Annotated in this window: 9 protein-coding genes; 2 read left to right on the plus strand and 7 right to left on the minus strand. The window is 53.5% G+C overall.

Annotated elements, in window-relative coordinates; translation table 11 throughout:
- Positions 1-96: 96 nt before the first annotated feature.
- The 5 genes from FRY97_RS09215 to FRY97_RS09235 form a co-directional block, all read right to left on the minus strand.
- Positions 97-1902: a tetratricopeptide repeat protein gene (locus FRY97_RS09215; RefSeq protein WP_170254563.1), complete on the minus strand. Its 1806-nt coding sequence runs from the start codon at positions 1900-1902 to the stop codon at positions 97-99.
- Between the two features lie 1116 nt (positions 1903-3018).
- Complete coding sequence (locus tag FRY97_RS09220; protein ID WP_147167263.1) at positions 3019-4071, minus strand: putative type IX sorting system protein PorV2; 1053 nt, start codon at positions 4069-4071, stop codon at positions 3019-3021.
- Positions 4072-4241: 170 nt separating this feature from the next.
- Positions 4242-5957 carry an FG-GAP-like repeat-containing protein gene (locus tag FRY97_RS09225; RefSeq protein ID WP_170254564.1) on the minus strand — a complete coding sequence of 572 codons (1716 nt, stop codon included), beginning with the start codon at positions 5955-5957 and terminating at the stop codon, positions 4242-4244.
- Positions 5958-6525: 568 nt separating this feature from the next.
- Positions 6526-7017 (minus strand): hypothetical protein, encoded by a 492-nt coding sequence (locus FRY97_RS09230; RefSeq protein ID WP_147167163.1) that lies wholly within the window; start codon positions 7015-7017, stop codon positions 6526-6528.
- A 350-nt stretch (positions 7018-7367) separates the two neighbouring features.
- On the minus strand, positions 7368-8273 hold the full coding sequence (locus tag FRY97_RS09235; RefSeq protein WP_170254565.1) for a cupin-like domain-containing protein: 906 nt from the start codon (positions 8271-8273) through the stop codon (positions 7368-7370).
- Between the two features lie 237 nt (positions 8274-8510).
- On the opposite strand from FRY97_RS09235, the gene FRY97_RS09240 reads away from it, so the two are divergent.
- Together FRY97_RS09240 and FRY97_RS09245 are read left to right on the plus strand one after the other, a co-directional pair.
- Positions 8511-9131, plus strand: coding sequence for an inorganic diphosphatase (locus FRY97_RS09240; protein ID WP_147167165.1), 621 nt, complete (start codon positions 8511-8513; stop codon positions 9129-9131).
- Between the two features lie 80 nt (positions 9132-9211).
- Complete coding sequence (locus FRY97_RS09245; RefSeq protein WP_147167166.1) at positions 9212-10546, plus strand: GNAT family protein; 1335 nt, start codon at positions 9212-9214, stop codon at positions 10544-10546.
- A gap of 199 nt (positions 10547-10745) precedes the next feature.
- On the opposite strand, the gene FRY97_RS09250 is transcribed toward FRY97_RS09245, so the two are convergent.
- Complete coding sequence (locus FRY97_RS09250; RefSeq protein WP_147167167.1) at positions 10746-13940, minus strand: ligand-binding sensor domain-containing protein; 3195 nt, start codon at positions 13938-13940, stop codon at positions 10746-10748.
- A 29-nt stretch (positions 13941-13969) separates the two neighbouring features.
- A complete protein-coding gene (locus FRY97_RS09255; protein ID WP_147167168.1) occupies positions 13970-14614 on the minus strand; it encodes a response regulator in 645 nt (214 codons plus the stop codon).
- Positions 14615-14903 lie beyond the last annotated feature (289 nt).

A 14903-nucleotide genomic window follows, 5' to 3' on the forward strand; every position in this document is an offset into this window, starting at 1 on the left:
AGAAAAACCAGAACACCAAAACACCGGAATAAAGGATAAAGCTTCCAAGGTTAAAGTACCAACGCCAGGAAAACCATAACACCAAAAAATCCCCTCCTACCGGTTACGAATCGCTTCCAGGTAGCTCTGCAAATGATCGGTACGATTGAGGCCCAGCTTTTGACGGACCCGATAGCGGGCATTATCAATAGCCCGGACAGACTTATCAAGAAGAGCAGCTATATCTTTGGTTGTATAGCCCGACCGGATGAGCGCAGCCACCGCCTTTTCGTAGGGCGTGAGGGGCTCCTGAGCACGCTCGTTGAGCCGTGCCATGAATACCGGCAGTTGCTCATTGAGCTCAGTTTCCATATCCTGGCTTTGGCGGAGGGCACGGAGACGCTCCTGCTCCACCTGAAGATGGTTGAGGAAGCGCTCCTGATCTTGCTCCACGGACGAGTTTTGTGCAAAGGCCACCGCCTCCTCAAACAATTGACGGATGTGCAATTGCTGGGTAAGGGTAAAGTGCAGCTTCTCCTCTTTTTTGGACAGCTCATCCTCCAGCAATGCCATTTTTTGGGCAGCAACCTGTTTACTTTCTTCCCGAAGGGCCTTTTCCTCAATAGCCAGCTTCCTGGCTTTGCGGAGATTAAACAGAAACAGGAACCCAACGCCCAGGCTCCCCAGCAACAACCCGAAAAGGGTAAAGGTAATGATCCGGTTGCTGCGCAGCTCGTTCGTCCTATCGAGTAAGTCTTCCGACAAAGACACGACCTCTTTTTTCAAACTGCTGCTGCGATATTGCTCTGCAAAATCCGCAAACTGTGAATTTCGGAGGCTGTCTTGCCAAATCGCCCCCACCTGATCAGCCTCCCGAAGCCATTTATGAGCTTTTTCCCAATCGCTTTGCCGGGCAGCAATTTCACTCTTCAGGTGCAGCAGTTCATAGAGCTGCCGGGGTGTTTTACGGTCTGTATTTCGCTCCACACAGCGGTTGATCAGTTGTGTATCCAGCAAGAGCACGCCCTGCTCCGTGAAGTAAGCCTCGAATTCCGGCAAAGCATGGATATAGCGGACATCAGGGTCTTCCGCCGCAGCAGCAGCGATTTGAGCCAGTTGCTCCCTTACCAACGGCCAGTCAGCAAACGCAACGCCTCCTTCAGCAATAATTTGCAGCGTATGACCCGTCAGCTGTCCGTCCTCATAAACATAAAGCGAGTCGAGATAGCGGTAAAACTGTGTTTTTTCTTCTCGTGCCCCTCCTATGGCAAGCAGGTTCGCATAAACCAGGGACTTCAGGTAGGGGTTTTCTGCTTCTGCCTCCAGCTCGCGAAGGATTTGCCAGGCATAGTCATAAGCCTCCATATGCTGAAGCGCTACGGCTATGTTCAGGCGGGTAATGCCCAATTGAAAAGGAGTGGCATCCGGTTCGTCTTTTAGAATTTCATAAGCCCGGCTCAGGTGCTTAAAAGCGGACTGAGCATACTGTACAGCAATGTACCCCGCTCCTAAATTAGCACGGATACGCCCTTCGGCGGAAGGGCTCAACGCTGCTGCTCCGGTAAGCGACAGGGCTTTCTTCCATACCGAAACCGCTTTATGATAGTCGCCTTTGAAATAAGGTATTTTCCCTTGTTCCATGTAAGCCCTAAACAGTAACTGCGTATCCCGGCTGCGGCCGGCCTTAACTATAGCTTCCTGATAGGCTGCTTCTGCACGGTCGAATTCCCGCAGCACTCGTGCACTATCGCCTTCTTCTAAATCGGACCAACCAGGGGAGCGATGCTCCTTATCCAGTGTAACTTGTAGCCTTGTGGAATCCGCCAACTCTTCACCGTAGTATTCCGGGCGATTAGCACAAGGGGTACCGTAGGTGGTTTGTAAAGGGAGGAACAACGTACCAAGCAATAGCAGTAAAATCACGTAAAACCGAATGGCATGCTTATTGAGTTTCTGCCTGTTGCAGGGCAGGCTTACGTTACCTGATGTCCGCCTTTGCGAAGCCACACTTACCGGAGCAAGGCTGGAATCTGAAGATAGCTGCCCAACCCTATTATGTCTAAAAGGGCACATACAAATGATGTTAGTTGGTAAATAAGGTTTAGAGCGTGCTAGGACTTTAGTAATCGGTCTGTCCCAATAGACAGCAGGACACTTTTTCGCTTATACTTCGCCCCGGAAATCCTCCCCGCTTTTGTGCGTAAAAAGCGGGACTTGGCTAAACTCCGGTTTTCGGGCCTCGGCTAATCAAAAAATTGCTAGTGGTCTGTCAAGGCTAAAACTAGGGGTTGCCTGCGGCGACTTTTGAGGCTACTCTTCGTTGGACAACCCCTTACGTAGCGCTGCTATGCGCGGGAACATCCGCCTTGATTTAGCCTCAAAATCCGCTCCCACTCAACCCATAAATTAACACTTGACAAACCACTAGTGCCTTAAGTCATAAATATCTGATACTTAAGTTGAAGTTGTTTTCCGACTAATCAAGGCGAAGGTTCGCGACTTTAGCCCGAGGTTCTTCAACGAAGAGTAGGCGGAAAAGAACGAAACTTGGGGTGTCAAGGATTTATGGCTTGAGGCACTAATTTTCGGCTAGAAGACCAAAATCCCAACACGCTCTTATAGTCCGCCAACCCAAGATTTGTGATTTTTGACTGGCTCTTTTTCCATCTCGCTGCGCCTGCTTGCGCACCGCAGACAAGTTCAAAAGCTTCGCCGACTGCATCGTGGAACCTCTTATCCCCACGCTTCGTGGAGGCGTCGCCTACGTTTTTCGCCTTGCGAGCCGAAAAAATAGCTGCACCATAATTTCACACCACGCAGTAGACGCGGAGCGAAACCTTAAGTTGTTGGACTATGAAGGTGTACCTGCCGGTTAATCGTAAAAGTATACTAAAGTAGTAGGACAGAGAAAATATCCTAAACGGAGTTTGCAACTTTTTACTTGACCCTCACATTCCCAACCGGTTACAGCGGGCCCCGGCATATCTGAAGATCAACGATGTATGCCACAAGAACGGATACCCCTACCCTGCCAGCGTGCTACCGGCTACCCTTCGGCCGGATCGCCAAACGCAAAGAAATGATATGCGAATAAGTGCTCTCCTCACTGCCCAAGTCCGTATAGGCGTAATCCACCACAAACTTGGATATGCGGAAGCCCACGCCCAAGCTGGGGCGCATCCGCAGCTGTTCGCTGCCTTCAAAATCGGTGAACTGCTGGAATTGGCTAACGCCAGCACGCAGGAAGAGAAAGTTTTTGTAATCGGCCTCTACCCCTCCGGCCAGGTCCATGCTGACGGGGTCGGCTGAAACCAGGGTATTGCGCTGCCCATCCGTGGTCAGGATGAAGTTCACCTCTGGCGTTAAGCCGATATTTTTTACAGCAAAGCGGCGCGCAGCCCCTAGTACCACTTGCGGGCGGGTAATCTCTACGCTATTGATGGGCACCTCGTTGTTGGTCAGGGCCAGAGTCTCTTTCTCCGCTTCGGTAAAGCTGAACGACCAGGCGTTGAAAGTAGAGGTGATGTCCTTTGCAACCAGGCCAAAGCTCCAACCTTTGATATGGTACTGCAGCCCGGCATCTAGCCCGAAGCCCCATGAATTGGCAAAAGGGCCGATCCGGCGGTGGATGACCTTGACGCTGCCGCCTGCCAGGAGCTCCCCTTTTTTCACCTTCAATGGCTTGGCATAGCTGACCAGGAAAGCGTAGTCGGCAGCTGAGAACTCCGTGACTTGATCGAAGTTGACGGTGCCATCGCTGTTGTAGAGGGATAAGGTATTCGGGATGCCATCTATGCCAAAACGCACCAGGGAAAAGCCCAGACGGGCACCATTGCCTAGCGGTGGGGTAAAGCCCAAATAGTCAAATTTGGAAACCCCGGCAAACCACTCAGCGTGCATCGCACCAAGCTGCAGCCCCTCAGCAGTATCAATTTGGGCCAGCCCTGCAGGGTTCCACAGCCCAGCAGTGACATCGCCTACGGTGGCGGCCACGGCAGTGCCCATGCCGTGTGCCCTTGCACCTACACCTATGGTCAAAAACTCGTTGCTGTATTTCTGAGCCTTGCCGGCTATGCTCGCACCAAGCACCATCAGTACAGCCCACAGCAAGCGTAATCGTCCAAACATAAATTCCTTTTTTTCCGCAGCCGCATGAGGCTCACGCCGCCGCTGTTCAGGTTTGATAACGCAAGTATACGGCTTTCCGTATTCCCTGCCCATTTCCTAACACCTGCAGCAGTCATTCTCGCTCTTCTGTCTGCCTACTGACGCACCACGGGGAAGGCCTGCCCAGCAAGCGCCCCACTGCCCTGCAAGTAGTACAGCCCAGGGGAAAGCGCCCGCATATCAATTGGCCAGCTGTTCCATCCGGCTTGTACGCCCACCTCTTTTTCCCAAACCACCTGCCCCCTGATATCCAACAGGGACAGCTGCCCACGCCCTGCCTGATGCGAACGGCACCGCAACTGCAAAGTGCCCGAAACGGGGTTGGGGAAAACCGCCCCTTCTAGGCGAGCCGTATCTTCCTCGGGCGCAGCGGTCACAAAGCCGCTCGTTTCTGTGAAACGGTAAGATTGATCTGCAGCCAGGCCTTCATAGGCTTCTACCTCGCCCGAAGGCCAAAAAATTTCCAACCGGTCTATGACAGCTGCCGCCCCTAGCCCAAAGTGGAGCGCAAAACTATTTTGGGAAGCATAGCCCGAGCCTGCACAGACCTCATCCATCTGACGGTGCCCGCCTGCCTCCACTACCACCCGTGCACCTATTGCAGAGCGGTTGCTGAGCGTGCCCTCCAATTGCACCTTGACGAAATGATTGTTGCCTTGTGCCATATTCAGCAAAAGCTGATTGCCATCGTTTGACCCGGCATTGGCCAGCACCAGGTCTGGGAAACCGTCTGCATTCACATCCCCTGCTGCAACGCCATACCCCGCTAGCGGGCTTTCCACAGGGCTTCCAGCACCCACTGCCTCAAAAGTGCCCCCACCAGTATTCCGGTAAAGCACATTGTAAAAGGGAGCAAAATAATAGTCGTTGACCGCGTACAGGTCCGTCCAGCCGTCGTTGTCGTAATCAAGGAATACGGTGCCCCAGCCCATGCCTAAATCGCCTACCCCCGCTTGGGCGGTAGCCAGGGAGAAGGTGCCGTCCCCATCATTGAGCAAAAGCTCATTGCTGTAAAGGTTGGTAATGTAAAGGTCAAAATAGCCGTCGTTGTTGACATCGGCAAAGTCTACGCCCATGCCCTGAGCAGCAATATTGGCCCCAGAATAGGCAGAGGTGTTCTCAAAATGGCCGCTCCCGTCGTTACGGTACAAAATATTGGGCTGATTGGCATCATGCGTAAGGTAGAGGTCAAGATCGCCATCGTTGTCGTAGTCAAAAAACAAGGAGCCCATCGCTACGCCATAATCCTGAGCATTGGCTTGCTCGACTATATTGGTAAAGGTACCGTCCGCGTTGTTGTGGTAAAGGAAATTGGGAGCGTTCATATTGGCCACGTAAAGATCAACCCAACCATCGCGGTCCACATCCCCAAAGAGCACTGCCCGGGTGCGGAAACCGCTATTGACCCCAGCCACAGCGCTGATATCCGTGAAAGTGCCGTCACCATTATTCCGGTAAAGGATGTTGTCCTCGTCTCGGTTGCCCAGGTAGAGGTCGAGGTCGCCGTCGTTGTCTATGTCCGCAAAAGTGCTCACGGTCGTAGTGCCGGCATGAGCTACCCCGGCAGCCTGCGCCACCTCTTCAAACCTGCCCTGCCCTACTGCCCGGTAGAGCAGGTTGGGGGCATTGTGGCGGGAGATGTAAATATCCTCTCCCCCGTCCCCGTCAAAATCCCCGAAAGCCACGCCATAGTTCCGCCCAGGGTGGCCTATGCCGGCAGCAGTGGAGCCATCTGAGAATGGGGGCTGTGCAGAAAGGCTAGATGCTGGCCACAAGGCGAGCAGCAATAGCTTAGCGCAAAATTGCTTCATTGTGCCTACTTGTTTTGTGCCTTTAAAAATACGAAGTTCTGTGCTCATCCGGCTGCCGGCTGCCAGCAAGTTTTTTATGGGCCTCCCCCTGCCTAACGGCACGGGGCCGCTATGCTACGGGGCTCGCTCCTCGCTCGGCCCTACCGGGCTTGCACCCCTCCGCAGCGCTAGTCCGATGCTGCCGCCGAAAAAGCATTTCAAAGTTATAGGGCTCAAGGCCAAAACAAGATGAGGGGCGCTTCGAGCGTGTTGGGACTTTAGCAATCGGTCTGTCCCGCTAGACAGCGGGACACTTTTTCGCTTATACTTTACCCCGAAACTTTGGCTAAATTCCGGTTTTCGGGCCTCGTCTAATCAAAAATCTGATACTTAAATTGCTAGTGCCTCAAGTCATAAATCGTTGAAGTTATCTTCCGGCTAATCAAGGCGAAGGTTCGCGACTTTAGCCCGAGCTAAAGGAGCGGTTCTTTAACGAAGAGTAGGCGGAAAAGAACGAAACTTGGGGTGGCAAGGATTTATGGCTTCAGGCATTAGTTCTCGACTAGAAGACCAAAATCCCAATACGCGCTTAGTTGGCATATTTGCTGATCTGCCGGCTGATGCCGAGGTAGTCGTCGTCGGCTTTCCCATCGCCGTCCCAATCTAGCTGTGCCCTGAATTCTGCCAAGCCATTGCCGGGCAGGGAGACCACGTATTGGTAGGTCGTATTTTCTTCGATCATCATGAGCGTATCGCTGAAGGTGTTCCATATCCCTCGCGTAGTGCTCAGTTCTTCATTGGTCAGGCTTGTATATACCTGCCGATATTTGTTGTCGGCCTCATAAAACGTTTTGACCGGCAGGACGCCCAGTTTTTGCACCCATAGCTCTTCGGGCACATCAAAGACATAGGAGGAGTCAGTATCCATAGCGGAGTTCACCTTTACATTGATCGAAACGGCTTCCCAAGTGCCGGGGAGGACTTCCTTTAGCGGCGGCTGCTCTTTTTCTTGTGGGGCTGCGGGCTGGCAGGCGGTCAAAAATAGGCCGGTGGCGGCCAGGAACAATAGGATAGTCCTCATTTTATAAGGTATTGATGATGCAATAGCCCGCAAATTTAGAGCTTGTCCAAGTTAATTTGCTAAGCGGGCCTCAGTTATTTTATGGCAGGTTGGGCTAGGTGGGGGAGCGCTCAGCGGCGCAAAGGCACGGTGATGGCAGAGAGCTGATGGGCGCGGCAGTGCGCCCATCAGCTGTGCGTAGGCCAAAGAATGGCAAGTTATCCGCTGTTTTATCATGGGGTTGGACTAGCGCTGCGCAGGGGTGGCAAGCCCGTCAGGGCCGAGCGGATAGCGAGCCCCGGAGCATAGCGACCCTTGCCGCGTCAGGCAAGGGGAGGCCCCAAAAACAACAGGTTTTATGGCTTTTACGGTTAAGCAGTGGCCAGTTCTTCCTGTTTTCTGGGCGGGGATTTCTGGATAGCCCGGTTGGCTCTTCTAAAGGTTTCCGCTTTTTTCCATGCGAACCAACGCTTGCCAAAGAGGTAGCGGAGGGCTTCATCGAGGTGCGTGATGAGCCCGACGTTCAGCAGGCCCCGCAGGTAGCGTTGGGTGTGTGGGCTCCAAGAGCGGAGCGCCATAGCGAAGCCGCCTTCGAGGTAAACGATATGGTGCCAATAACCGGAGGGGATGAAGAGGGTATCCCCGTTGTTGATTTCGGTCTCGTAGCCTTTCACATGGTGGAGGCCAGGGTAGGTCTCATAGTCTGGGTGTTCTACATCGACCGAACTGTGCACGCCGAAGGGGTAGCGATAGAGCAGGTCGGAGTAGCTGGGGTCGAACAAGATAACGCGCTTGGCGCCGTGGAACTGGGTGAGGAAGACATTGGCCATGTCCATGTCCTGATGAATGCGCACCACAGAGTCTTTTCCTCCAAAGAAAGTGAACCTGAAGTTTTTGTTCCAGTTTTTGACGATGTCCGGGAAGACGACGTCCTTTTTCAGCTCCGGGCGGTGCTTGAATAGGTTGAAGAGGAAGATGCGCTTGTTGGTCGGTTCCCGTTCGATAAGGTCCAGGTATTCTCCAAACTTCATGTGGAGGTCGGGAGATTTGAAGGAGCGGTCTTCTTTGCCGGGGATGTCATCGAAGATGCCGACCTGTAGCTCTCCCATTTCCTTGCGGAAAAAATCCATGGACCATTTGTGGTAAGCGGCGGACCCTTTGAGCAGCCCTTCGATGACCACTGGGCGGTTGGGAAGGAGGAACTCCTGCTCGAAACGTTCGCGGGTAAGGTCTTCTGCTTTTACACGTGGGACGGGCCTGCTGTAATCTATAGGCATGGTTTCTAGTGTTTTGTTGAAGGTAATAGGGCACGGGAGCGTACACATGCGTGGACAGCGTGCCCACTTTATAAAGCTATTGTATTCAGATTTTAGGTGTAACGCATGGAAGCACGGTGCAGTTCTTGTTGCTGTGCCAACTTTTTTGATTTTTAACTTTTGTTTAATGTACTTACAGGGGCAATGATAGCACGTAAGGCGATAACGCCTTAACTTTACCGGCCAAAAGCCCTGATTATGAGATGTACCCGCTTATGCTCTACCCTTATGCTGCTTGCCCTTTTTTTGCTGTCCTGTAGTTCCGGAACAGACACCTTGCAGCAGCCTTTGCCGGGAACGCTGCCGGCCTTGCAGGGGGAGTGGGTTAATATGGTTGTGGAAATCCCAGCCGGGACCAACAAGAAGATAGAATATGATAAGGCTTCCGGGCAGTTTAGGGCAGATCAGCGCAACGGTGCCGACCGCATCATCGATTTTCTCCCTTATCCGGGCAACTACGGCTTCATACCGGGCACAGCTCTGCCCGTTGCTGATGGTGGAGATGGGGATGCCGTGGATGTGCTGCTCATTTCAGAATCCCTGCCCACGGGTACTCAGATCGTGGTGCGCCCGGTAGGTGCCCTCCGGCTGCTAGACGAAGGCCAGGTGGATGTGAAAGTGATTGCTATCCCTGCTGACAGCGCACTGCAGGTCATTTCGCCAGCAGACTTTACGGACTTCAGTATCCGTTATGATGGGGCGAGGCACCTGATCGAATCTTGGTTTTTGCAATACGACGGCCTAGGGGCACACCAATTGCAAGGGTGGGTAGATGAGGAGCGGGCTTTGGCCTTCATAAAAGCTTCGGTGGCAGAATAAACCGGGAGATGGCTTTATCCCTATAAAACTATGTTGGGCAAACCTCTGTTTTGCCCTTGAACGTTCAGAACTTTCCTTTTATGAAATATGCTACTGCTGAAAAGCGAGCGAAGTGCCCATTGTACCACTCGGTGCAACAGTGGGTAGCACCCTCCTCTATTTGCGATTCCGCACCTGCCCCTCAGGCTTCCGCTAAAGGCAGCCTGTTGTCTTGGCAGTTGCAAGACCCTGGCTTTCAACTTCACTTGTATGAGAGCGCTGAAGCCCTTCCTGCCGTTTGGGATACGCTGTTGGAGGAAGGGCAGGTTTTTCTGAGCCGTGCCTACCTGATGGCTTTTGAGGCAGCAATGCCGAGGGGTGTTTCTCCAATTTATTTGGTGTTGAAGGAAAAGGGCAAGCCGGCTGGTGTGATGATGTACCAGTTGGTTGATTTTGTAGTTGGGCAGCAGGTACAGAGCTTAGGGCAGGCCCCTGCTGGCAGCGGCTGGCGGGAGCGGCTCTGGCACAGGCTGCTGAAGGCCGTGCTTAGGCCGGCTTCATTCCGGCTGCTCATTGGGGGGGCGGCGCAGGCAACTGGGGAGTATGCCTATAGTATGCCGGGCTACGCTCGGGCAGCCGCTTGCCGTTTGTACCAGGAGAGCACCAGCCTGCTTTGCAGGCACCTTTACCTTTCTGGCCGCAAAGCAGCCGCTATCATGGCCAAGGATTTCCATGCTGGGGATGAGGAAGCTGCTGCCCACTTTAGGGCGGAGGGTTTCCATCCTTTCTACTTCGAGCCGGAGATGTTGCTCCCTATCGACCGCGGCTGGGCCTCATTTGATGATTATCTGGGCGCTATGACTTCCAAGTATAGGGTCCGTGCCCGGCGGGCGTTCAAAAAAGCGGAAGGGCTGTTCCGGCATGAACTGTCTTTGGAGGCGATCGAGCGGGAGGAGCCTGTTTTGCACGGGCTGTACGAGAAAATCGCAGAGGGGGCAGATTTCAGTATGATACGTTTGCCAGAGGGGTATTTCAGTGCATTGAAAGCTGCCTTTGGCGCGGGCTTTAAAGTCATTGGGTATTATACAGCAGAAGGTGAGCTGGCTGGATTTTGTACGGCTTTGAAAAATGGGGCTGTCACAGAAGCCCATTTCTTGGGGATGGAAGAACGGTACAACAGTTCCCATCAGCTGTACCTGAATATGCTCTACGATATGGTCCGGATAGGTATTGAGGATTGGGGGAGCAGGGAAGTCAATTTTGCCAGGACGGCCACGGAGATCAAAAGCTCAGTAGGAGCGGTAGCAGTTGAGCGGCCGGTGTATGTCCGGGCGCGCAATCCATTGCTCAATCGCATGCTACCTTATATCATCCGGCAGGTGAGCCAGCGGCAGGCCTACCGTATACGCCACCCCTTCAGCAAGCAAACGCAGTAGGGTAAAGCATTGGGCAAGGCAGTGGCTAGTGGTCTGTCAAGTGTTAATTTATGGGTTGAGTGGGAGCGGATTTTGAGGCTAATCAAGGCGGATGTTCCCGCGCATAGCAGCGCTACGTAAGGGGTTGTCCAACGAAGAGTAGCCTCAAAAGTCGCCGCAGGCAACCCCTAGTTTTAGCCTTGACAGACCACTAGGCGAGCTAAGCAAACTTAGGCATCCACAAGGTGATGGAAAAGCCTTTGCTGTCTTTGTCCACTTTCACTTTGGCCCCCAGCCTTTGTGCCCTCATTTCCATATTGGCAAGCCCCTGCCCTGTTTTTTGCCTTTTCTTGCCCTGCCCATAGTTCAGCTTAGATTGGCCCCTGTCGGTGAGCGAAGCGCCGGCCTCGGCGAGGGATTCCTGCCGCTGCCGAAGGATTTCTAGGCCGTTGTCCTCAACTTGGAGGATACATTGGTTGCCAATATTCCGGAAAGTGATGTTCACTTCCGTTGCCCAAGAGTGCTTCGCTACATTGTTGATGGCCTCTTTGAAAATAAAGTAGAGGTTCTGGCGCAGGGTCACGCTGATTTTCTTATTCCGGTCCAGCTTGCCAGCTTGGAAACGGTATTGGATATTGAGGGGGGCAAGGACCTCTTCGGTATGCTCCCGCATTCGGAGCAGCAAGTCTTCGACACGGTCTTTTCTGGAGTCGATAGACCAGATGACATCGCTCATTTTAGACATGGCTGTCCGGCTCACTTCCCCCATTTTTTTGAGTTTCTCCTTGCTGTTGTCGTCTTTGACCATCAGCTGCAGCAAGTCCGTTTGCATAGCAATGCCGGCGAGCAGCCCGCTGACCTCATCGTGGAGGTCGCTGGACAGCTTGGTGCGGATGCGCTCCACTTCGAGGCGGCGTTCGAGCCGGTGGTGGAAGTAGGCATAGAGGAGTGCCGCTATGGCCAGGGCGCAGAGCAGGAAAAAAAACGGTGTCCGGTAGAAAGGAGGGTTTACGGTCAGGGGGATTGAGAGGGCTTGCTCGCTCCAGTTGCCGTTGGCGTCTGCCCCTTTAATGTGGAGTACGTACTGCCCAGGCGGCAGGCTGTTAAAGCGAGTAGATGCTGCGGTGCCCTGGTATATCCAATCTTTATCATACCCTTCCAGCCAAGTCTTGAACTGGTTCCGCCTTGGGCTTGCATAGTTGGGGATGGTGTAGGAAAGTGAGATATAAGTATCGTAAGGGGAGATGGAGAGCTCTTGAATGCCATTAAGCCCGGCATACTGTACCATGGTGCTGTCCAGCCTGCTGTTGAAGCGGGTGATGCTGGTCAGGATAGGGGGTGGGGTTTGGTAGTTGACGAGAAGGTCTTCTGTGCGGAAGACGTTCATACCGTTGACGCCCCCCATGTAAATGTTGCCATAGGAGTCTTTGTAGTAAGAGAACCGGTTGAACTCGTCGTGGCTCAGCCCGTCTTTTTGGTAGAAATTCCGGAAGTTGCCTACAGCGGCATTGAAATAAGACAAGCCATTGAAGGTACTGATCCAGTAGTTGCCGTTTTGGTCTGGCACAAAACCGCAGACGATATTGCTGGCCAGCCCGTTCTGCTGGTTGAAGTGCCTGAAAGATTCAGTGGCGGGGTCAAAGATATTGAACCCGTTGGTAGTGCCGAGCCACAGCTGTTTGTTCTCATCTTCGTGGATGGTATAAAGGATATTGCTGGCCAGGCCGGAGGCCTGCCCGGTCCGGGCACGATAGACTTTTGACGAACGCTTGGCGGGGTCCACTGCGTAGAGCCCGTTTTCGGTGCCTATCCAAAGCAGCCCTTCTGAGCTTTCCAAAATGAAACGGGGGCTTGCTTCCCGGAGGGGGTTTTGCCCTTCGGAGTCATTGAAAACGGAAAAGGTTTCTTGAGCAGTATCAAAGTAGACGAGCATTCCGCTCGGGTTGGGCGGCTCGGCGACCAGCCATATCCCGCCATGCTGCCCGGGGGTGAATGCTGTGAACTGGAAGTCGAAGGTGTAGGTTTTCACCGTACAGTTTTGGGGGTCATAACGGTGCAGGCGGCCATTGCGCTGATTGAGGCAGGAGATGCCCCATAGATAGCCATCGCTCCAGGCGATATTGCGCCCACAGCTTAGCGCGACCGGCTCACCTGTTGCTTCCTCTAGCAGCTGCAGGGTGTCCAAGAGCCCGGTAGAGGGGTCAAAGGCATACCATGCGTCTACTTCCCGGGCAAAGTAGACCTGTCCGTTTTCATCTCCAGTTACCCCACGCATCACGGCCCCCCGCCGGTCGGCCCCTACATTCTCGGCCAAGTACTTTTTGATGGAGGAGTGTTTGTTCTGTACGATTTTGAGCCCGGTGTCAATCCCAAGTATCAGGTTTTCGAAAAAGTCATTGCTAAAGGCACTGACAATCCAGCGGCTTATGCCGAGGATTTCATCAAACTGTACCACCTTATAGTCGGGCTGAATGCAGACTATCCCTTGCAAAGGGTACACTTCGCTATGGTTTTTGGAATTGCACAGCAGGAGCTGCCCGGATTCGTCTTCCCAGAGGCGGGTGAAATACTGCCATCGGGGCAGCCCTTCTGCGTAGGACAGCAGGTGTTGGTTGGGGTCGTAATGGCACATCCCCCTTTGCCCTTGCAAGGCGACCCAGACCCGGCCATTGGCATCTTGGTGCAGTATGCTGCATATGCCAGGATAGTTGTTGCTATGCTCCAGCCCAGGGAAGGATGCGGCATCCGCTTTCCAGAGCAGCTGGCCTGAAGCATCGAAGTGCCTAAGCCCCAGCTCACTGTCGTTGATGAGGAAGGTGCCATCGTTGAGGGGGAGGAGGCTGACGGAAGCACTGAGCTGCCCATGCGCTTCAGGGCGGGCAAATAGGAGTTCGAAATTGCCGTCAGGCCTATACCCGAACAGGTAGGTTGTGTCTCTGCTTACCGAAAGGGCTACGATATCCCCCTGAGGGGTTGCCGCAATATCACGTGGTATGCCCCTCACGCCGGTACCGGGCAGCAGCCGCACCACTTCCCGCTCATGCGTATGAGGGTCGAGCCGGTCAAAAAGGGCATAGCTGCTGTTAAAGACAATAATGATGTGGCCCGCCTGGTCGAGGAACAACTCCCTGATGTTGGAATCTGACAGCTGATGCGAGTTGCTGGGGTGGCTGTCAAAGACGAGGAAATTGTACCCGTCGAAGCGGTTCAGCCCGTTGACGGTGCCCATCCAAAGCAGCCCGTCAGGTGTCTTTAGGATATCTGTTATGGCGCGGTCTGAGAGCCCGTCGTTGACGGAGAAGTATTCTGAAGGGAGTGTGCCTTGCGCCCAATTGGGAGCGGTAGGCAGTAGGGCGAGGAGCCCGGCTGTGAGGAAGAGCGCAGCCTTACGAAGATGGCAAATTTCTAGAAGCATATTGGGTGGACTGCAAGTATTGATCCGGGTTAGATTTCTCCGCTCATCCGTTTCCGGATCACTTCCGCTTTGCTGTTGACATGCAGCTTGCGGTAAATTTTTTTGATATGGTCTCGGACGGTTTCCACCGAAATGGTGTACTTGTCCGCAATCATTTTGTAGCTAAGGCCCTCTACCAGGCCTTCCACAATTTGTTCTTGGCGCGGGGTAAGGGCTTCTTCCGCTTGGCCGTTGTGTTTGCGAGCGGCCTGGGGCGCAAAAAAGTCAAACACTTTACGGGCTATGCTTGGCGACATGAAAGACCCGCCGTTGTGCACGGTAACAACGGCTTCTTTGATCGCCTGCAAAGTAGAGCGTTTGACGAGGTAAGCGTCTGCTCCGGCATGAAGGGCCCGGAAGATTTTGTCAGGGTCTTCGTAAGAAGTAAGCATAATGATGCTGACCCCTTCAAATTGTTGTTTGAGCATGCGTATGCCATCAATACCCGATATGCCCGGCAGGCCGATATCTAGCAGCAGGATATCAATAGCGCCGGCAGGCACTTCGGTTAGGAACTCCTGTACAGAGGCGGCTACGTAGACGAGGTGTGTATTGGGCAGGGCATCGAAAAAGACGCTCAGGTTTTCTTGTACCAAAGGCTCGTCTTCAATAATCCCCAATTTTATGATTTGCATGGGCAAAGCAGGGTTTTCAAGGAAGTTAGCAACGTTATCAATTTCGGTGTTGGGACAGACGGGCGCAAACCAGATTGTCGTTTTTTTGGTGGCCTGCCCCTACCGTTAGGATGAGGGGGCCTGCCCCTGCCTAAAGGGCAGGTGCCGCTATGCTACGGGGCTCGCTGTCCGCTCGGCCCCTCGCCCTACAGGCGTCGGGTCTGGCCTTCAGCCACCCCTTCGCAGCGCTAGGCCAATGCCAGGCTAAAGCCCGGAAAGATTAAACGCCTGCGGCATTTTGGTCCATGCC

The sequence above is a fragment of the Phaeodactylibacter luteus genome (assembly GCF_007993045.1).
GTDB lineage: Bacteria > Bacteroidota > Bacteroidia > Chitinophagales > Saprospiraceae > Phaeodactylibacter > Phaeodactylibacter luteus.

Bases quoted from the DNA above. Each gene is read 5' to 3' on its own strand.
- FRY97_RS09220 (WP_147167263.1), bottom strand. From the start codon at position 4,071: ATGGTGCTTGGTGCGAGCATAGCCGGCAAGGCTCAGAAATACAGCAAC.
- FRY97_RS09225 (WP_170254564.1), bottom strand. From the start codon at position 5,957: ATGAAGCAATTTTGCGCTAAGCTATTGCTGCTCGCCTTGTGGCCAGCA.
- FRY97_RS09230 (WP_147167163.1), bottom strand. From the start codon at position 7,017: ATGAGGACTATCCTATTGTTCCTGGCCGCCACCGGCCTATTTTTGACC.
- FRY97_RS09235 (WP_170254565.1), bottom strand. From the start codon at position 8,273: ATGCCTATAGATTACAGCAGGCCCGTCCCACGTGTAAAAGCAGAAGAC.
- FRY97_RS09240 (WP_147167165.1), top strand. From the start codon at position 8,511: ATGAGATGTACCCGCTTATGCTCTACCCTTATGCTGCTTGCCCTTTTT.
- FRY97_RS09245 (WP_147167166.1), top strand. From the start codon at position 9,212: ATGAAATATGCTACTGCTGAAAAGCGAGCGAAGTGCCCATTGTACCAC.
- FRY97_RS09250 (WP_147167167.1), bottom strand. From the start codon at position 13,940: ATGCTTCTAGAAATTTGCCATCTTCGTAAGGCTGCGCTCTTCCTCACA.
- FRY97_RS09255 (WP_147167168.1), bottom strand. From the start codon at position 14,614: ATGCAAATCATAAAATTGGGGATTATTGAAGACGAGCCTTTGGTACAA.